Here is a 17,366-nt window from a genome sequence, read left to right as displayed (position 1 = left end):
ACCGGAGGAAACATGGCCGAAAAGAAGATCGACAAATCCCGCCGCAATTTCCTGTTCGGGGCCGTGCGCCGCATCAGGAAGGAGGACGACCAGCCCGTGGCCTCGACCGCCGGGGGCATCGACGTGGTCAAGGCGGCCAACGCACTGTACGTGGACGAAAACTGGGAAGGGGCGCGCCTCAAGTACAAGGAGTGCATCGAACAGGACAAGAACGACGCGGACGTGCGCTACCGGCTCGGGGTCTGCTCCTACCGGCTCGGCATGTACCGCCAGGCCAAGCTTGAGTTCGAACGGACCTTGCGCATCGACCAGACCTACCAGGACGCCTTTCTCTACCTCGGGCTGACCCTGGTCCGTCTGGGGCGGCCGGAGAAGACCCCGGCCGTGTGGTCCCGCTATTTCAACCCGTCCGCCGTGAAGGTCATGCGCGAACTCAACCTCCAACTGGGGCTCATCGAGAGCCACCAGCCCGACCCGGACGAGGACATCGCCCTGGCCGTGGAAAAGGCCATTGCCGAGTCCGGCGACGCCGTGGGTTGATCGCGGGTATCCCTGACCCGGACGCGAAAACGCCCCGCCACTCAACGGTGACGGGGCGTTTTCGCGTCCGGAAAGGGCGCTCAGCAGTTGCCCTTGGGCTCGTCGTCGCCCATTTGCTGGGCGATCTTGGCCATCTGGGCGCGGATGTAGCTGGCGGCCACGTCGCCCATGTCGTCCTGCCCCGTGCCCTTCATACCGTGCTGGCGCAGGTCCTCGTCGATCTGCTTCTCCATGCGCGCGGACTCCAGGAACATGACGTAGGCCAGGACCAGGGCGGCGTTGTTGTCGTCGGAACCGTCGCACAGCAGCTCGATGTTCTTCGCATCCACGGTTTCGAGCAGCCGGTCGATGAACAGGGTGATCCACTTCTCGTAGAGCTCGTGCATGATGGGCGGAATCAGGCTGGCCACCTGATCCGGGGCGTTGCCTGCGGTGCCGGTCACGGCCAGGAATTCGTTCAGGGCCTCCAGCCGACGGCTTTCGTCCTGCTCCTCGACCTTGCTGATGATGGTGGAAAAAATGTGGGCTCGTATCTGTTTCTTGTTCATGCTCGCGTATCCATGTCTCTACGTGGTGATAGACCTTGCCTGCGACATACTCTGTAACGCAATGCGGCGGTCCGGGCAAGGGGCCGGAATCCTTTCCGGCTTCCTCGGTCCCGGACAAGGCTGCGGCTTTTGCTTGCATTTTGATCCCGAAGAACGGAAGCTGGTCCGGTCCCCGACGCCGTCTTCATCCCTACGCACAAGGAATTTTCGCATGGATTCGCTGTTCGTCACTCTCGCTCCCTTTCTCAAGGTCCTCTTCTCCTTTCTGCTCATGCTCGCGGGCATGCGCCTGCGCATCGGCCTGGGGCTGTCCATCCTTCTGGGCGGCGTGGCCATGGGGCTGCTCTTCGGCATGGGCGTGCTGCCCATCGTCAAGACAGGCGCCCTGGCCCTGACCCAGGACAAGTTCCTGTTCCTGGCCGCCATCGTCGGCCTCATCCTGATCCTGAGCGACGCCATGGAGCGGTCCGGCCAGTCCAAGCGGCTCATGGAGGCCCTGTCCGGCTTCCTGACCAGCCCGAGGCTCCGGCTCGTCTTTTTCCCCGCCCTCATCGGGCTGCTGCCCATGCCCGGCGGCGCGGTCTTTTCCGCGCCCATGATCAAGACCGTGTCCGAGGACATGCGCATCAGCAACTCGGACCGGGCCGTGCTCAATTACTGGTTCCGCCACGTCTGGGAGTTGATCTGGCCGCTGTATCCCGGCATCATCCTGACCCTGGCTCTGGCCGACCTCCAGATCATCGACCTCGTCTCCTACACCTGGCCCGCCACTCCGATCATGCTTTTGACCGGCTGGTTCTTCTTCCTGCGGCCCGGCGTGCTCGGCGCCAAGGACCTGACCGTGCCCATGCCCCTGACCACCCGGAGCAAATCCGCGGCTCTCCGGGAAGGGCTGCCCCTGCTCATCGCCATCGTCGGGGCCATCGGGCTTGAGACCTCCATCGCCGCGCTTGCACCGTCCATCCCCTTCGAGTTCGGCGTGGTCGCGGCCCTGGCCGCCGCCGTGGTTTGCGTCATGGTCCAGAACACCCAGCTCGGCCTGAACTTTCTGCGTAAGGTGCTGTCCAAGCGCTCCCTGTGGTCCATGATCTCGGTCATCTGCGCCATCTTCATCTTCAAGGACATTCTCCAGGGAGCGGGCGTTGTTCAGGAAATGGCACGTGTGGCGGGCGGCGACGCGGCCTTGTTCGCCTCGGCCGCGTTCCTGCCGTTCCTGGTGGGCATGGTCGCGGGCATCAATGTGGCCTTTGTCGGCGCGACCTTCCCGCTGCTGCTCGGCGTGCTCTCCTCGCTGGGCATGCAGGACCAGACCGTGCCCTACATAGTCCTGGCCACCTTCTGCGGCTTCACCGGCGTGATGATCTCGCCCATCCACATCTGCTTCATCCTGACCTGCGAATACTTCCAGTGCGACCTGGGCCGGACCTGGCGTAAGGTGGTGGCCCCGTGCCTCGTCTTCCTGGCCTCGGGGGTGGCCCTCTTCTTCCTCTACGTTTAGCCATGCCAGGGAACCCGCGCCGGAGAGTCTTGCCCGGTGCGGGGTTTTTAGGTACACACGTGGCCTTGCCCGAGTAGGCGTTCCAGCAAACCATTTGCTTTTGGGGGACCGTTCATGAGCCCATACGGCCATATCTTTACCGAGGACACCTTGCAGGCCATCTTCCCGCCCGAGCGCACCGAGGCGTTTTTCGAGGCCCTGTTCGGCGACGCCGAGGAAGGCAGCTACGACATCGCCCTGGCCTTTGCGGGGAGCCGGGGCCAGGACCTGGACTTCGAGCTCAAGCTCACCCAGCGCCCCGGCAAGTGCCTGGCCTGCAACCTGACCTACGGCCTGCCCCAGGTCTTCTCCCGGCATCCGGTCATCAACGTAAGCGGCATTGCCGAAGCCGTGGCCCAGGCCGCCGGAGCCCCGTCCGCCGACTGGAAGTTCGGCAACACCCGCGAAATCTCCCGCGAACTCCACATCATCCCGCTGACCATCACCCTGGCCTGACGCATTCAAGCCACGGGCACGAAAAAAGGCGCTTCAAGCGCCTTTTTTCGTGCCCGCATACCGGGATTCGGGATTAAACCGCTAATGCAGGGCGTCGACCTTGAGGGGCTCTCCCTTTTCGGGGGCCAGCCGCAAGGTGATGGCGTCCTTGCTGCAAGACAACGTGCACACGCCGCAGCCCATGCAGCGGTCCTCGCGGATGTAGGCGCCTTCCTTGTTGAAGCCGATGGCCTTGAACTGGCATTTCTGGGCGCAGGTGCCGCACTTCGTGCACAAATCCTGGTCCACCTGGGCGAGGTAGCCCGACGAGCAGAGCATGGGGATGCCCATGGCGTGGGCCTTCATGGCCCCGCAGCAGCAGGCGCAACAGTTGCAGATGGCGTAGAACTTGCCGAGGGCCACGTCCTTGAAAAAGGCGTGGGACACGTGGCCGCGAGCCTGCTCGGCCTTGACCACGGCCACGGCCTCGTCCGCGGTGATGGCCCGCGTCTTGTCCGGGTGGTGTTCGAGCATGAAGGTGGCGAAGGGATCGCCGATGAGGATGCAGACGTCCGTGGGCGTGCACGGGTTCTTCATGCCCGCGCGGCAGGGGCAGTCCAGGAGGACGATCTTTTCCGGGTTGTCCAGGATGAGGTCGCGCGCCCGGGTGTAGGGCAGGACGGTCTCGGGCAGGGCGGTGTTCACCGGCCGGTCGAGGCGGATCAGCTTGGTGGCCTCGTTCAGCGGCAGCGGCTTGCCGTGGTAGGCATCGCTCCAGGTGGGTTTGGTCTGGTCCGGGTCTCCGGAGCGGTGCGCGTCGTTCTCGGTGAACGGGTGGACCCGGTCGATGATGAGGACCAGCGGAACCCACAGCCAGCGCCACCACGGGTCCTTGTCCCCGGCCAGGCCGATGTAGTGGTAGCACCACCGCCCGTAGACGTAGCCGTGGATGAATTCGAACAGGGACATGCCGTTTTCGCGGCATGCGCGGTAGTAGTCGCGGGTCGATTGCTTGACGAAGGGTGCTTTCATGGTCGATTCTTGCCCGGTATGTGTGTAACAAGTATGATGATAATACCGGCTGAAGCGACAATGTCAACGCCAGGGCCGGGACATTCGGCAAAGAATCTGGTAGGTCGTGCTGCGGAGGCAACAGATGACTGACAACCGTTCCGAGGATTTGCGCACCGAACTGGCCTGCGAACGCAACGTCTTGGCCCGCGAGCGCTGCGACATGGCCGTGAAGCGCACCCGGCTGGCCAATCGGCGGACCTTCCTGGCCTGGTGCCGGACGGCCCTGGCCTTCATGACCTTCGGCTTCCTGCTGGAAAAGGTCGATACCTTCGTGGCCCTGCAGAAAGCCGCCGCGCCCGCGCAGGTGGTCTCGGATCTGGCCGAGCTCGGCAAGTTCGCCTTTGTGGGCGGCCCGGTGCTGGTGATCTTCGCGGCCATTCGGTACTATCGCCTCGAAAAGGAACTGGGCTTCGACTCCGGCGATCTCTATGCGATCCCCGAACTGGTCCTGTTCAGCGTGATCATGGCCAGCGCCGTCATCTACCTGTTTATCGTCTAGCCGGTCACGTCCATGTTCCGCATCATCTTCCTGGGCGTGCTCGCCGCGCTCTTCTTTTCCTCCACCTTCGTGCTCAACCGGGCCATGAGCCTGGAGGGCGGGCATTGGGTCTGGTCCGCGTCCCTGCGCTATTTCTGGATGCTGGTCATGCTCTTCGGCTGGCTGGCGGCCACGGGCAAGGGGCGGCTGGCCGCGGACTCGGTCCGGCTCTTCGCCCGGCACTGGGTGTTCTGGACGGTTGCAGGGAGCGTCGGGTTCGGCGTGTTCTACGCCCTGATCACCTTCAGTTCGGTCTTCGCCCCGGGCTGGGTCGTCGCGGCCACCTGGCAGACCACCATCCTGGCCGCCCCCCTGGTCCTGCTCGGCTTCGGCCGCAGGGTGCCGCTGGGGGCACTGGCCCTGACGCTGCTGATCTTCGCGGGCGTGGTCCTGATCAACCTGGAGCAGGCCACCGAGTCCGGCCTGCACGAGGTCCTGCTGGGTGCCCTGCCCGTGCTGGTGGCGGCCTTCGCCTATCCCTTCGGCAACCAGTTGGTCTGGGAGGCGCGGCGGGGCGAGAAGCGGTTCCTGCCGCACATCGACCACCCGGCCATGGACGATCCCTTCTGCCGGGTGCTGCTTCTGACCATCGGCTCGCTGCCCCTGTGGTTCGCACTCATCGCGGTCACCGCGCCGCCGCCCCCGTCCACGGGTCAGTTGATCCAGACGGCCATCGTCGCGGCCTGTTCGGGGGTAGTGGCCACCAGCCTGTTCCTGGTGGCACGGAACACGGCCGGTTCCACGGCCGAGCTGGCCGCGGCCGACTGCACCCAGTCCATGGAGGTGGTCTTTTCCCTGGCGGGCGAAGCCATCCTGTTGGGGCACGTCATGCCAGGCCTCATGGGCTGGCTCGGCATCGGGCTGACCATGGGCGGGCTGATGCTCTATATCACGGTGCAGAGCCGGACTTAGTTCGTTTCGGGCATGTGGTGGAGGTGTTCCCCGGCAAAGCCGACGGTCACCTGCGAACCGCTTTCCAGGCCCCGGCTGAGGACCATGTGCCGGTCCACCAGGGCGGTCACGGCCTGGTCGCCGCAGCGGACAACGGCGGTCCAGGTGAACCCCTCGCGCTCCACGCGCTCCACGGTCCCCCGCAGGACATGCCAGTCCTTCGGGAAATCCTCGACACTCCCCACAAACACGTCTTCGGGCCGCAGGGCCGCGAAGCCCAAGGACCATGCGGGCAACTCGGGCAGACCTTCGAAGGCGTGCCCCGCGAAGGTGCAGCATCCCTCCGAGTAGCTGGCCGGGAACACGTTGGTCATGCCCACGAAGGAGGCGGTGAACGGCGTGGCCGGGCGGCGGAAGATGTTGGCCACCGTGTCCTGCTGGTGCAGGCGGCCGTCCTTGATGACCGCGCCGCGCTCGGCCAGGATCATGGCGTCCGTGAAATCGTGGGTGACCATCAGGAAGGTGGTCCGGGTGGTCTCGTGTACGTTTTTCAGGGTCCGGCGCAACTCGCCCCGGAACTGGGGGTCCAGGGAGGAGAGGGGCTCGTCCAGCAGGACCACGTCCGGGCGGCAGGCCAGGGCGCGGGCCAGTGCCGTGCGCTGTTTCTCCCCGCCGGACAGGTGCTCGGGCCGCCGGTTTTCCAGGCGTGACAGGCTCAGGGCGGCGAGCAGGTCCCGGGCCTCGCGCCGGCCGTCCTCTTTGTTGATGCCGTGGTAGCGCTGGCCGTACAGGACGTTTTGCAGCACGCTCAGGTGCGGGAACAGGGCGTGGTCCTGGTAGACCAGGCTGACATTGCGCTCCTCGGGCGCCAGGCGGGTCACGTCGCGGCCGCCGATGGCCACGGTTCCCTCGTCGAGTTTCGTCAGCCCGGCCACGGACTCCAGGACCAGGGTCTTGCCCGAGCCGGTGGAGCCCATGAGGGCGAAAAATTCGCCGGGCCGGACGTGCAGGGAGACGTGATCCAGGGTGAAGCCGGGATAGCGGAGGGTCAGGTCGGTCAGGCGGATCACGAATTGTTCCCCTTGGGCAGCGACAGGGTCCGGAGCAGCAGGAAGAAGACCATGCTGACCAGGATGAGGATGACGGCCACGGGCTGGGAGTATTGCAGGCCGTAGGCCGTGAACCGCTCGTACATGAGCACCGGGGCGACCATGGGGTGGTAGGCCACGATGATGATAGCCCCGAATTCGGACAGGGCGCGGGCCATGCACATGATCATGCCGACCAGCATGTAGCGCCAGCACAGGGGCAGGGTGATGCGGAAAAAGGTGGCTGCGGCCCCGGCCCCCAGCGAGCGCGAGACGTTCTCCAGCCGCCGGGGGATGGACTCCATGCCCGACTTGGCGGCGTTCACGTAGAAGGGCACGCCCACGAACACGAGCACGGCCACGATGCCCGTGGTGGTGCCCATGATCTCGATGCCCATGGATTGCAGCATCTGCCCGAAGGCGGTGTTCGGACTGGTCAGGCCGAGCAGGGCGATGCCCACCACCGGGTGGGGGATCATGATCGGCAAATCCACCAGGCTCTCGACCACCTTCTTGCCGGGGAACTCGTTGCGCGCGAGCAGGTAGGCGAGCGGGGTGCCGAAGACGAAGGCGATGGCCGCGGCGGTGGCCGAGGTGGACATGGACAGCCAGACCGAGGCCATGACGTCCTTGTCGCCCAGAGTCTCGACAAAGACGTCCCAGGTCGGGCTGGCCAGGGTGCTCAGCATGGGCAGGCCGATGAACAGCAGGACCAGGGCCGCCGAGGCGAGCATCCATCCGTGGAATATGCGGCCGGAGAAGGAGCGCATGAAGCCGCTCCCTCCCCGGAGGGTCGTTTCGGGCATGGGTTATTCGGAGACGGTCACCAGGGGCTTGAGGGACGCGGGCATCTTGGCCATGCCGGCGGCGGTGGTGCGCACCGGAACGAATGGCGGCTGCCCCATTTCCTTGAGGATCTTCAGGCCGCCCTCGGGATCGAACAGGTAGGCCAGGAAGGCATCGGCCGCCTCGGGGTTCGGGGCCTTGTCTATCTTGGTGATGCCGTAGGTGATGGACTTGCCCGTGCGCTCGATGAAGGTGCCGGGCTTCTTGCCGGTGACCTGGACCTTGGCGCTGGCGTAGAAGTCGTTCATGGCCATGTCGCTCAGGTTCAGGTGGTTGTCCAGGGTGACGTATTTGAGGTCGTGCTGCACGGCCACGGACAGGTATTCCCAGGCGTAGTCCATGTGCCCGGCCTGCAGCAGGGAAATGAGTTCCACGGACTTGGGCCGGATGTTCTTTTCGGGCCGGTTGGCCAGGAGCTTTTCGTACAGGCCGGGCCGATTGTAAAATTTCTCGGCCAGTTGCAGGACCATGAGGGAGCGGTAGCCGCATGGATCAAGGTTGGGGTCGGAATGGCCCCAGACCACGCCCTTGCGCAGCAGGATGTCGGCCCAGTTGTCCGAGTTGATTTCATCGGCGAACTTGGACTTGTCCGTGTAGCACAGGACCATCTGGTTGGATGCGAAGCGCACGTTCCATGAGGCGAACTTGGGGATCAGGGTCTTGTCGATGACCACGTAATCGGCCGAGGCCATGATGTCGGCGGGCTTGCCTACCTCGGAGATCAGCCGGGCCATCTTGGTGGAGCCGCCTGCCTCGCGCAGGACGTCCACCTTGGGATACTTGGCTTCGAAGTTCTTTTCAATGGCGGCGAAGGGCACGGACAGGCTGCCCGCGTGGAAGATGATCAGTTTGCCGGACGGCTCGGCCTGGGCGGCGCCAGGTGCCACGAGCAGGACCAGGGCCATGGCCAGGCAGGCCATGAATGCGGTGATGCGGTAAGACATTGTCACTCTCCTTGCAAGATTGGAATGCGGTTTTCAGTAACCTATCGCAGATTATGCTCACCTCTGAACAATGTGTCAATTGTTCAGTCAATTTATACCATTATGGTGCGATTTCGGGTCATTTTCGGCCACCGAAAACGGTCGTTGAGGCATCCCTCCCCAAGGCTTCGGCACAAAAAAAGGCTGCGCCGAAACGCAGCCTTTCCTGTTGGCATTATGTTATTTTTAGCCGTTTTCCTTGCCCTTTTTCTTCTTCCCTTCCTCACGATGCCGCACCAGGGCCGAGAGCTCGGTCTTGCGCAGCCGGATGGACACGGGAGTGACCTCCACTTCCTCATCGTCCTTGATGAAGTTCAGGGCGTATTCCAGGGTCATGGGCTTGACCGGGGTGAGGACCACGGCCTCGTCCTTGCCCGAGGCGCGCATGTTGGTCAGCTTCTTTTCCTTGGCCGGGTTGACGTTGATGTCGTTTTCCCGATTGTGCTCGCCGATGATCATGCCCTCGTAGATCGGATCGCCGGGGACCACGAAGATGCGGCCGCGCGGCTCCAGGTTGAACAGGCCGTAGGCCACGGCCTTGCCGGAGCGGTCGGCCACCAGGGAGCCGGTGTACCGGGAGGTGAACTCGCCCCGGTATTCGCCGTACCCCTCGAGGTAGGAGTTCATGATGCCCGTGCCCTTGGTGTCGGTCAGGAATTCGTCGCGGTAGCCGATGAGCGCGCGGGACGGGACCGAGAACTCCAGGCGGACCCGGCCGGTGCCGTGGTTGACCATGTTGGTCATGCGGCCCTTGCGGATCTGGATCTTCTCGGTGACGATGCCCATGAAGCTCTCGTCGCAGTCTACGTAGAGGTGCTCGATGGGCTCCAGCTTCTGGCCGTCCTCGTACTTGAGGATGACCTCGGGACGGCCCACGGAGAGCTCGAATCCCTCGCGGCGCATCTGTTCCACCAGGATGGCCATCTGGAACTCGCCGCGTCCTTTGACCAGGTAGGCTTCCCGGCCTTCGGTGTCCTCCACCTGGATGGCCACATTGAGCAGGGTCTCCTTGTGCAGCCGTTCGCGGATCTTGTTGGTCTGGACCAGCTTGCCCTCCTGGCCCGCCAGGGGCGAGGTGTTGATGCCGAAGCGCATGGACACGGTGGGTTCGTCCACGGTGATGCGGGGCAGGGCCCTGGGGTCTTCCTTGGTGCAGATGGTGTCGCCGATGTGCACGTCTTCGATGCCCGCGATGACGACGATGTCGCCGGGTTCGCAGGTGTCGGTGGGGACCACCTGGAGGCCGTCGTAGGTCTGGAGCTTGGTCACCTTGAGCGGCACGGTCCGGCCGCCGTCGGCGATGCACAGGAGCTGGTCGTTGGACTTGGCCACGCCGTGGTGGACCTTGCCGATGGCCAGCCGGCCCACGTAGTCGGAGTAGGACAGGTCGGAGACGAGCATCTGGAAGGGCTCGTCCGGGTCGTGCACCGGGCCGGGCACGTGGTCCACGATCATGTCGAGGAGAATGTGCAGGTTCTCGCCGCGCTCGTCCGGGGACTCCATGGCGATGCCGTCGCGCCCGATGGCGTAGAGCAGGGGGAAGTCGAGCTGGTCCTCGCTCGCGTCCAGATCGATGAACAGGTCGTAGATTTCGTTGAGCACTTCGTCCGGGCGGGCGTCCTGGCGGTCGACCTTGTTGATGACCACCATCAGGGAAAGATTCTGCTCCAGGGCCTTCTTCAGCACGAAACGGGTCTGGGGGAGCGGGCCTTCGGAGGCGTCCACCAGGAGGATGGCGCCGTCGGCCATGGACAGGGAACGCTCCACCTCGCCGCCGAAGTCGGCGTGGCCGGGGGTGTCGATGATGTTGATCTTGGTGCCCTTCCAGGAGACGGAACAGTTCTTGGCGGCGATGGTGATGCCGCGCTCCCGCTCCAGGTCCATGGAGTCCATGATGCGCTCGCTCACGTCCTGGCCCTCGCGGAAGAGGCCCGATTGCTTGAACATGCCGTCCACCAGGGTGGTTTTGCCATGGTCGACGTGGGCGATGATGGCGATATTGCGAAGTCCGTTGTTGTATACTTTGTTGCTCATGGTTTCTCCGATAATATGTAATAGGCGCAAGTGCGCAGGGAAGCGGTTAACCGAAAGCGGGTCGGCTGGCAAGAGGAGATTTCGCGTCGGCCGGGAAAAGGCCGGGCATTCGGGCCGGGGCGGGACGGGCTATTTCGCGGAAGAGGACCGGGCGCGGCACCGGTCCACGGCGTCCCGGTTCAGGGTTTGCCAGCCCAGCCGGTCCGTCTCGTGGAAGCCCGTGGCATCGAGCATGGCGCGGATGAATCCCTGGCGGCGAAGCTGCCGGAGCCCCTTTTGCAGGGCGGTGAAAATCTCCTCGCCGTCGGGAGCGGAGCGCGAGACCATGAAATGGCGGCTCTCGATGAGCGAGAAGCGGATGCCCGGCACGGGCACGAACCGTCTTCCCTCCATGATCCTCTCCATGCCCGGCTGGTTGCTGGCCTCCATGGGAATCCAGTCCGCCCGGCCCGCCAGGATCATCTTGATCAGGCTCGGGAAGGTCGGCGCCTGGGTCAGGTTGGTGATCCCCATGTCGTTGAGGATCCGCCGGTCGTTTTCCCATACCGTGCCGATGATGCCGCGCCCGGCGCGGTTCAATTCCTCCACGCTGCGCGCGGCAAGCACCTTTTTGTTTTCCGGAAGACAGTAGAATAGCTTGTGAAATTCGCTTACAGGGGTTACGGGATCGCTGAGGTACAGGTCCTTGATGTCTTGCCAGTCGTTGAGCACGGAGGCGTCGAGCTGCTGGCCGGTCATGACCGCGTTGCCGCAGAGGACCTCCTCCACGGCGCGCCGGGCATTGCTCGCCTTGACGAAGGCGATGGGCCTGTCCAGGCCGCCCAGGCGCAGGGCCCTGACGACGATGACCATCTCGACCGCGGTCCGGTCGTACCGTCCGGGCGGCAGGTCCGGGGTCACCTTGAGGGGGTCGCCGTCGAAGCGCGACAGGATTTCCCGGTACGCCTTGATGATCGGGGCGTTGGCGGTCACGGTCACCGGTGTGCCGGTTTGGGCATGTCCGGGAAGCGCGGAAAGGCAGGTCGAGGCAAGGACAATGGCAAAAGCCCTCAGGATGGCGGCGAGCGAAGGCATGCCGATGCTTTACATGTTTGAATGGATATTGCAATGGTAATATCGTCGCCGAAAATTGGCCGGAAATGCCGCCGTACAGGCCGTTCGCGCCGGTTCGGAGAAAGGATGGCAGGATGCTGAGCAGCAGGATCGATCGGGGTGGGGCGGACGGCCCCGTGGGCGGCGGAGTCCCTTCGGCCGGCCGGATGGCGACCACGGCGTTGATCGTCACCGGCAACATGGTCGGGGCGGGCATCCTGGCCCTGCCCGTCAACCTCGGCCCCTCGGGATTCCTGCCCGCCGTGCTGGGGGCCCTGGCCATGTGGGATCATGACCTCCACCGGCCTGGTCATCGCCCGCCAGCCGTTCCTCCGGGAGAACGAGAGCGCGGACCTGCCCACCTTTTTCGAGGCCGTGCTCGGCCCCTGCGGCAAATGGCTCTCCGTGGCCGCCAACCTGGTCATCCTGTACGGGCTGCTCACGGCCTACCTGGCCGGGGTCGCCTCGGTGGCGGCCGGCTCCTGCGATCTCGGCATCCCGGAGTGGGGCTGGCTGCTCATCTACTTCTGCGCGGCCACGCTCCTGGCCTCCTTCGGCAGCGCGGTGCTCCGGCGGTCCAACGCCGTGCTCACGACCGTCATGTGGCTCTTGTTCGGGGCTCTGCTGGTCCTGGTCGTGCCCCATTTCCGCAGGGCGGACCTGTCGGCCGGGGACCTGACCTTCTTCACCTCGGGGCTACCCATCCTGGTCACGGCCTTCAACTTCCACAACGTGGTCCCGACCCTGTGCCGGACGCTGAACCACGACCGCAGGGCCATCACCAGGGCCATCTGGCTCGGGTCCGGCATCGGCGCGTTCATGACCCTGCTGTGGACCGTGGCCGTGATGATCACCCTGCCCATGGAGTCGGCGGACGGCGTGTCCATCATTGCGGCCTTCAAGGCCGGGGTGCCCGCCACCGTGCCCCTCAACCAACTCATCAAATCGCCCCTGTTCGTGGACGCCTCCATCGGGTTCGCGGTGGTCGCCATGACCACCTCGTACATGGCCACGGGCGTGGCCCTGACCGCCTTTCTCAAGGACGTGGCGGGCGAGCGGGTGCGCAACGGGACGGCCATCTGGCTGCTGACCTTTCTGCCGCCCGTGGGTATCGGAGCCCTCTATCCGGACATCTTTCTCAAGGCCCTGAACGTGGTCGGCGGGTTCGGCGTGGGCACACTGTTCGGCATATTGCCCGGTGTGCTGCTCGTGCGCCGGGGCGCGCCCGGCTCCCGGACACGGCGGCTGGGCTGGCTGCTGGTCGGCGGTTCGTCTGCGTGCTGTTGGTGGAGCTGGCCCAGGAGACCGGCATGTTGCAAATCAGCCCGGACGTGGAGTACTGGTCCGCGCACCGTTTTCATTAAGGGAGGAAATCCATGACCAAAATGCGGATTGAACACGACAGCCTCGGCGAAGCGGCCGTGCCCGAAGACGCCTATTACGGCGTCCAGACCCATCGCGCCCTGGACAATTTTCACATCTCGGGCATCCCCATGTCCCACTACCCCCGGATGATCAACGCCCTGGCCTACATCAAGATGGCCGCGGCCGAGGCCAACGCCTCCCTGGGGCTGTTGGACGAGGACAAGAGCCGGGCCATCTGCCGGGCCTGCGAGGACATCCTGGACGGCAGGCTGCACGACCAGTTCGTGGTCGACGTGGTCCAGGGCGGGGCGGGCACCTCGGCGAACATGAACGCCAACGAGGTCATCTGCAACCGAGCCCTGGAGCATCTGGGCCACGCCAGGGGGGAGTACGAGCATCTCCATCCGTTGAACCACGTGAACATGTCCCAGTCCACCAACGACGTCTATCCGTCGGCCCTGAACATCGCCCTGATTCTGGACATCCGCGAGCTCGTCGACGCCATGGACTATCTGCGCAAGGCCTTCAGGCGCAAGGGCGATGAGTTCGCCGACGTCATCAAGATGGGCCGCACCCAACTCCAGGACGCCGTGCCCATGACGCTCGGCCAGGAGTTCTCGGCCTGGGCCGTAACTATCGGCGAGGACATCCAGCGGCTGGACGAGGCCCAGGCCCTGGTCCACGAGATCAACATGGGGGCCACGGCCATCGGCACCGGGCTCAACTCCCACCCGGACTATGCCCGCACGGTCACGGAAAAGCTCGTCCAACTGACCACCCTGCAACTGGTCTCCTCCCCGGACCTGGTGGAGGCCACCCAGGACACGGGCGCCTACGTCCAGCTATCCGGCGTGCTCAAGCGGGCTGCCGTGAAGCTGTCCAAGATCTGCAACGACCTGCGCCTGCTCTCCAGCGGCCCGCGCTGCGGCGTGAACGAGATCAATCTGCCGCCCATGCAGCCCGGTTCCTCGATCATGCCGGGCAAGGTCAATCCGGTCATCCCCGAGGTGGTCAACCAGGTGGCCTTCACCGTGGTGGGACACGACATGACCGTGACCATGGCCTGCGAGGCCGGACAACTGGAACTCAACGTCATGGAACCGGTCATCGGCTACTCCCTGTTCCAGTCCATGAACATGCTCCGCCGCGCCTGCCTGACCCTGGCCGACAAGTGCGTCCTGGGCATCACCGCCAACCGCGAGCGGTGCCGCGAGATGGTCGAGCACTCCATCGGCCTGGTCACGGCGCTGAATCCGTACATCGGCTACGAGAAGGCCGCCGAGATTGCCAAGGAGGCAATGAAAACGGGGGGGGCCGTGTACGAAATCGTCCTGGAAAAGGGCTACCTCAGCCGCGAGGAGTTGGACGACATCCTCAAGCCCGAGAACATGGTCAAGCCGCGCTACGTGCACCGGTCCTGACCGGCCCGATCTCCATCAAGGCCCGCCGTGTGTGACGATGCGCGGCGGGCCGTTGCTTTTTGCGCCCACTTCCTCTACGGTTTTTAGAGAAAATCGAGACAATCTCCCGTTCCCTGCTTCGGGCAAACGGAGGAAGCATGCGTCATCTCACAGCCCTGTTCACTCTGGCGGCCCTGCTGGCCCTGGCGGGGTGCGGTACGGTCAATCCCTATCCGCAGCACGTCTATTCCGCGCCGCCGTCCAAGAATGGCCGGTATGATGCCAAGACCAAGCCGTACACGGTCCTGGGCAGGACCTACTATCCGCTGAAGTCGGCCGCGGGCTACGACGAGGTAGGCCTGGCCTCCTGGTACGGCGCGGACTTCCATGGCAGGAAGACGGCCAACGGGCAGACCTACAACATGTACGGCGTGTCCGCGGCCCACAAGACCCTGCCCCTGGGGAGCCGGGTGCGGGTGACCAACCTGGAGAACAACCGCACCGTGATCCTGACCATCAACGACCGGGGCCCGTTCGTGAACGAACGTATCCTCGACCTGTCCTACGGCGCGGCCAGGAAGCTCGGCACCGTACAGACCGGCGTGGCCCGGGTCCGGGTGACCTCCCTGGATACGACCATCGTGCCCACGAGACTTGCGGATACGCCCGGCAAGCTCTACAGTGTCCGCGTCGGAGCCTTTGCCGTGCGCGACAATGCGTTGCGCGTGCACAGGCAATTGCTGGCCCAGGGCTACAGCGGAGCGAACATCTCCGTGGTTGATCGCGACGGCCAGATCCTGCACATCGTCCAGGCCGGGAGCTTCAAGTCACGCGACCAGGCGGAGCGTGTCATGGAGGCCCTGAAAAGCGCATTCCCGACCTGTTATATTATCAGTTGAAATTCATGCGAAGTGGTGGCATAGCTTCCCGGTTTTGTGTATGAACTTTCCGTGGGCAGCGCTTTTTTGGCTTCCCATATCCTTGGCGAGAGTGTATGACATAAAGACGTATTTGCGTGTCATATGTAAATAGTATCAATAAACCACTATAGGAGTTTTTTATGACCAAAGCTGAACTCGTAGCGAAGATCGCTGAAAAGATCGGCACTTCCAAAGCCCAGGCCGAGGCCTCCATGAATGCCATCCTGGAGACTATTCAGGAAGAATTGGCCGCCGGCAATAAACTGACCCTGACCGGCTTCGGCACTTTCAGCGTGAGCGAGCGCAAGGCCCGCACCGGACGCAACCCCCGCACCGGCACCGCTCTGAACATCCCGGCCTGCAAGGTCGCCCAGTTCAAGCCCGGCAAGGTCCTGAAAGACGCCGTAAAATAGCTGCGAGGCTGTTTTTGAGAGAAAAGCCCCCTTGGCCGAAGCCAAGGGGGCTTTTCTTATGCCCTTGGCCGGACAGGATTATTTCATTTCGCCGACCACGGCGGTCAGGTGCCGGGCCAGTTCGGCCAGGTTGTCGATGGCCTTGGACGCCTCGGCCATGAGTTCGTCGGTTTCCTCGCAGACCCGGGTGACGTCCGAGGTGGCCGCGCTGATCTGCTCGCTGGCCGAGGACTGCTGCTCGGCGGCGGCCGCGATGGAGTGTACCTGGTCGGCCGTGCCCCGTGTGGTGGACAGGATGGAGGCCAGGGCTTCGCCCGAGCGTCCGGCCAGTTCGGTGCTCCGGGTCACGGAGTCCACGGCGGTCTGGGTAGCCTGCACGTTCTGCCTGGCCACCTCCTGGATGCCCTTGACCGCCGCGTGGACCTCGCTGGTGGCGTTCATGGTCTTCTCGGCCAGCTTGCGGACCTCGTCCGCGACCACGGCGAAGCCCCGTCCGGCCTCTCCTGCGCGGGCCGCCTCGATGGCGGCGTTCAAGGCCAGGAGGTTGGTCTGGTCCGCGATATCCTCGATGACGCCGAGGACCACGCCGATCTCCTCGGCACGGTGGTCCAAGTGCTCCATGGACTGCTTGAGTCCCGAGGCGTGCTCCGAGACTTCGTCGATGGCCTCGATGACCTGGCCGACCACGGCCTCGCCCTCGCGGGCCTGTTCGCTGGCGTCGCTGGCGTCGCGGGCCGCCTCCTGGGCGAACCGGGCGACTTCGAGCACAGCGGCGTTCATCTCCTCCATGGCTGCGGCGGTCTCCGTGGTACGGTCCGTCTGCTCGCGCGACCCCTGGCGGGCCTGGGCAACGAGCCCTTCGAGCATCCTGGACGATTCGCCCAGTTGCTCGGACACGGCCGTGGCCTCGCGGGCCGCGGTGGAAATGCGTTCGTTCTGGGTGAGGATCTCTCGCTCGTGGCGCTTGAGCTCGGTGGTGTTCAGGTACAGGCAGCAGCCGCCGATGACCTTGTTCTCCACGTCGTGCAGGGGGAAGAGATTGATGAGCACGTTGATGTCGCTGCCGTCGGCGTGCTTGAAGACCGCCTCCACGTCCATGTCGCGGGTGTCGTCGGCCATGCAGTCCGCGATCTTGGACCGCCGATCGTCCTTGTAGAATATCTGGGAGATCATCCGGCCGTAGAAGGCTTCGGGCTGCTCGCGGGAGCCGAGCATGTCCAGGCATTCGCGGTTCAGGTAGGTCAGCCGCTGGTTCGTGTCCACGATGGCGCAGGGGATGGGCAGGCCGTGCAGGATGGAACGGGCGAACCCGAGGCGTTCCTTGTAGCGCGAAGCCAGTTCGCCCACCTGCGCGCCGAGGCCCGGCACCGTCGCGGCCAGGGCGTCGGAGTCGGCTAGGCCGTACTCCTCGTTGAGCATGTGCCCGGTGAACTCGGAGAGCACGGCGGCCGGGCGGACCAGGGCGCCGTACAGGAGCCACATGATAATCACGCCCAGTAGGGTGAAGGCCGCTAGCATGGCCGCCACGGCGGGCATGCTGATGGACGACGTGCCGAAGAGAAAGAAACAGACGGCGGACACCACGGCCGCGACGAGCAGGGTCGCCCCGTAGAGGCCGATGGACAATTTGAAGCAAAAGGGGGTGTTCTGAAACATTGTTGC

General features: G+C 64.4%; 17 protein-coding genes. 9 read left to right on the top strand and 8 right to left on the bottom strand.

Going from position 1 to position 17,366, the window contains the following annotated elements; translation table 11 throughout:
* Nucleotides 1–12 precede the first annotated feature (12 nt).
* Entirely contained in the window at nt 13–540 is a 528-nt protein-coding gene (locus V8V93_RS15195; RefSeq protein WP_338667445.1) for a tetratricopeptide repeat protein, read from the top strand.
* An 80-nt stretch (nt 541–620) separates the two neighbouring features.
* On the opposite strand, the gene V8V93_RS15190 is transcribed toward V8V93_RS15195, so the two are convergent.
* On the bottom strand, nt 621–1,088 hold the full coding sequence (locus V8V93_RS15190) for a hypothetical protein (RefSeq protein ID WP_338667444.1): 468 nt from the start codon (nt 1,086–1,088) through the stop codon (nt 621–623).
* Nucleotides 1,089–1,299: 211 nt separating this feature from the next.
* Between V8V93_RS15190 and V8V93_RS15185 the strand changes: the two genes are divergently transcribed.
* A complete protein-coding gene (locus V8V93_RS15185; RefSeq protein WP_338667443.1) occupies nt 1,300–2,586 on the top strand; it encodes a DUF401 family protein in 1,287 nt (428 codons plus the stop codon).
* A 114-nt stretch (nt 2,587–2,700) separates the two neighbouring features.
* Nucleotides 2,701–3,081, top strand: coding sequence for a pancreas/duodenum homeobox protein 1 (locus V8V93_RS15180; RefSeq protein WP_338667442.1), 381 nt, complete (start codon nt 2,701–2,703; stop codon nt 3,079–3,081).
* An 81-nt stretch (nt 3,082–3,162) separates the two neighbouring features.
* On the opposite strand, the gene V8V93_RS15175 is transcribed toward V8V93_RS15180, so the two are convergent.
* Nucleotides 3,163–4,092, bottom strand: a complete 930-nt coding sequence (locus V8V93_RS15175; RefSeq protein WP_338667441.1) for a 4Fe-4S binding protein — start codon at nt 4,090–4,092, stop codon at nt 3,163–3,165.
* Nucleotides 4,093–4,216: 124 nt separating this feature from the next.
* Between V8V93_RS15175 and V8V93_RS15170 the strand changes: the two genes are divergently transcribed.
* Together V8V93_RS15170 and V8V93_RS15165 are read left to right on the top strand one after the other, a co-directional pair.
* Nucleotides 4,217–4,633, top strand: coding sequence for a YidH family protein (locus V8V93_RS15170; RefSeq protein WP_338667439.1), 417 nt, complete (start codon nt 4,217–4,219; stop codon nt 4,631–4,633).
* Nucleotides 4,634–4,645: 12 nt separating this feature from the next.
* Entirely contained in the window at nt 4,646–5,584 is a 939-nt protein-coding gene (locus V8V93_RS15165; RefSeq protein ID WP_338667438.1) for a multidrug resistance efflux transporter family protein, read from the top strand.
* Here the strand turns inward: V8V93_RS15165 and V8V93_RS15160 are convergent.
* The 5 genes from V8V93_RS15160 to V8V93_RS15140 form a co-directional block, all read right to left on the bottom strand.
* On the bottom strand, nt 5,581–6,633 hold the full coding sequence (locus tag V8V93_RS15160; RefSeq protein WP_338667437.1) for an ABC transporter ATP-binding protein: 1,053 nt from the start codon (nt 6,631–6,633) through the stop codon (nt 5,581–5,583). The two genes, V8V93_RS15165 and V8V93_RS15160, sit on opposite strands and share 4 nt — an antisense overlap.
* The gene (locus V8V93_RS15155) at nt 6,630–7,457 is read right to left on the bottom strand and encodes an ABC transporter permease (protein WP_338667436.1); all 828 of its coding nucleotides are present in this window, start codon (nt 7,455–7,457) and stop codon (nt 6,630–6,632) included. The genes V8V93_RS15160 and V8V93_RS15155 overlap by 4 nt, the downstream gene beginning before the upstream one ends.
* Before the next feature lie 3 nt (nt 7,458–7,460).
* Nucleotides 7,461–8,441 (bottom strand): tungstate ABC transporter substrate-binding protein WtpA, encoded by a 981-nt coding sequence (gene wtpA, locus V8V93_RS15150; protein ID WP_338667435.1) that lies wholly within the window; start codon nt 8,439–8,441, stop codon nt 7,461–7,463.
* Nucleotides 8,442–8,666: 225 nt separating this feature from the next.
* Nucleotides 8,667–10,514 carry a translational GTPase TypA gene (typA, locus tag V8V93_RS15145; protein ID WP_338667434.1) on the bottom strand — a complete coding sequence of 616 codons (1,848 nt, stop codon included), beginning with the start codon at nt 10,512–10,514 and terminating at the stop codon, nt 8,667–8,669.
* Nucleotides 10,515–10,643: 129 nt separating this feature from the next.
* Complete coding sequence (locus V8V93_RS15140; RefSeq protein WP_338667433.1) at nt 10,644–11,588, bottom strand: hypothetical protein; 945 nt, start codon at nt 11,586–11,588, stop codon at nt 10,644–10,646.
* 309 nt (nt 11,589–11,897) lie between these two features.
* Here V8V93_RS15140 and V8V93_RS15135 point away from each other — a divergent pair, with 309 nt between their 5' ends.
* The 4 genes from V8V93_RS15135 to V8V93_RS15120 all read left to right on the top strand — a co-directional run bounded on the left by V8V93_RS15135 (nt 11,898) and on the right by V8V93_RS15120 (nt 15,704).
* The gene (locus tag V8V93_RS15135; RefSeq protein WP_338667432.1) at nt 11,898–12,986 is read left to right on the top strand and encodes an aromatic amino acid transport family protein; all 1,089 of its coding nucleotides are present in this window, start codon (nt 11,898–11,900) and stop codon (nt 12,984–12,986) included.
* Entirely contained in the window at nt 12,983–14,392 is a 1,410-nt protein-coding gene (gene aspA / locus V8V93_RS15130; protein ID WP_338667431.1) for an aspartate ammonia-lyase, read from the top strand. Before V8V93_RS15135 ends, aspA begins: the two co-directional genes overlap by 4 nt.
* A gap of 137 nt (nt 14,393–14,529) precedes the next feature.
* The gene (locus V8V93_RS15125; RefSeq protein ID WP_338667430.1) at nt 14,530–15,270 is read left to right on the top strand and encodes a septal ring lytic transglycosylase RlpA family protein; all 741 of its coding nucleotides are present in this window, start codon (nt 14,530–14,532) and stop codon (nt 15,268–15,270) included.
* 161 nt (nt 15,271–15,431) lie between these two features.
* Nucleotides 15,432–15,704 (top strand): HU family DNA-binding protein, encoded by a 273-nt coding sequence (locus V8V93_RS15120; RefSeq protein WP_338667429.1) that lies wholly within the window; start codon nt 15,432–15,434, stop codon nt 15,702–15,704.
* Nucleotides 15,705–15,782: 78 nt separating this feature from the next.
* Here the strand turns inward: V8V93_RS15120 and V8V93_RS15115 are convergent, their stop codons facing one another.
* Entirely contained in the window at nt 15,783–17,360 is a 1,578-nt protein-coding gene (locus tag V8V93_RS15115; RefSeq protein WP_338667428.1) for a methyl-accepting chemotaxis protein, read from the bottom strand.
* Between the last annotated feature and the right edge of the window lie 6 nt (nt 17,361–17,366).

The organism is Pseudodesulfovibrio sp. 5S69 (genome assembly GCF_037094465.1).
GTDB lineage: Bacteria > Desulfobacterota > Desulfovibrionia > Desulfovibrionales > Desulfovibrionaceae > Pseudodesulfovibrio > Pseudodesulfovibrio methanolicus.
The sequence above is the reverse complement of the archived record's forward strand: the minus strand, read 5'-3'. Positions and strand labels throughout refer to the sequence as shown.

Coding starts and splice junctions, on each gene's coding strand:
- V8V93_RS15195 (WP_338667445.1), top strand. CDS start 13: ATGGCCGAAAAGAAGATCGACAAATCCCGCCGCAATTTCCTGTTCGGG.
- V8V93_RS15190 (WP_338667444.1), bottom strand. CDS start 1,088: ATGAACAAGAAACAGATACGAGCCCACATTTTTTCCACCATCATCAGC.
- V8V93_RS15185 (WP_338667443.1), top strand. CDS start 1,300: ATGGATTCGCTGTTCGTCACTCTCGCTCCCTTTCTCAAGGTCCTCTTC.
- V8V93_RS15180 (WP_338667442.1), top strand. CDS start 2,701: ATGAGCCCATACGGCCATATCTTTACCGAGGACACCTTGCAGGCCATC.
- V8V93_RS15175 (WP_338667441.1), bottom strand. CDS start 4,092: ATGAAAGCACCCTTCGTCAAGCAATCGACCCGCGACTACTACCGCGCA.
- V8V93_RS15170 (WP_338667439.1), top strand. CDS start 4,217: ATGACTGACAACCGTTCCGAGGATTTGCGCACCGAACTGGCCTGCGAA.
- V8V93_RS15165 (WP_338667438.1), top strand. CDS start 4,646: ATGTTCCGCATCATCTTCCTGGGCGTGCTCGCCGCGCTCTTCTTTTCC.
- V8V93_RS15155 (WP_338667436.1), bottom strand. CDS start 7,457: ATGCCCGAAACGACCCTCCGGGGAGGGAGCGGCTTCATGCGCTCCTTC.
- wtpA (WP_338667435.1), bottom strand. CDS start 8,441: ATGTCTTACCGCATCACCGCATTCATGGCCTGCCTGGCCATGGCCCTG.
- typA (WP_338667434.1), bottom strand. CDS start 10,514: ATGAGCAACAAAGTATACAACAACGGACTTCGCAATATCGCCATCATC.
- V8V93_RS15140 (WP_338667433.1), bottom strand. CDS start 11,588: ATGCCTTCGCTCGCCGCCATCCTGAGGGCTTTTGCCATTGTCCTTGCC.
- V8V93_RS15135 (WP_338667432.1), top strand. CDS start 11,898: ATGACCTCCACCGGCCTGGTCATCGCCCGCCAGCCGTTCCTCCGGGAG.
- aspA (WP_338667431.1), top strand. CDS start 12,983: ATGACCAAAATGCGGATTGAACACGACAGCCTCGGCGAAGCGGCCGTG.
- V8V93_RS15125 (WP_338667430.1), top strand. CDS start 14,530: ATGCGTCATCTCACAGCCCTGTTCACTCTGGCGGCCCTGCTGGCCCTG.
- V8V93_RS15120 (WP_338667429.1), top strand. CDS start 15,432: ATGACCAAAGCTGAACTCGTAGCGAAGATCGCTGAAAAGATCGGCACT.
- V8V93_RS15115 (WP_338667428.1), bottom strand. CDS start 17,360: ATGTTTCAGAACACCCCCTTTTGCTTCAAATTGTCCATCGGCCTCTAC.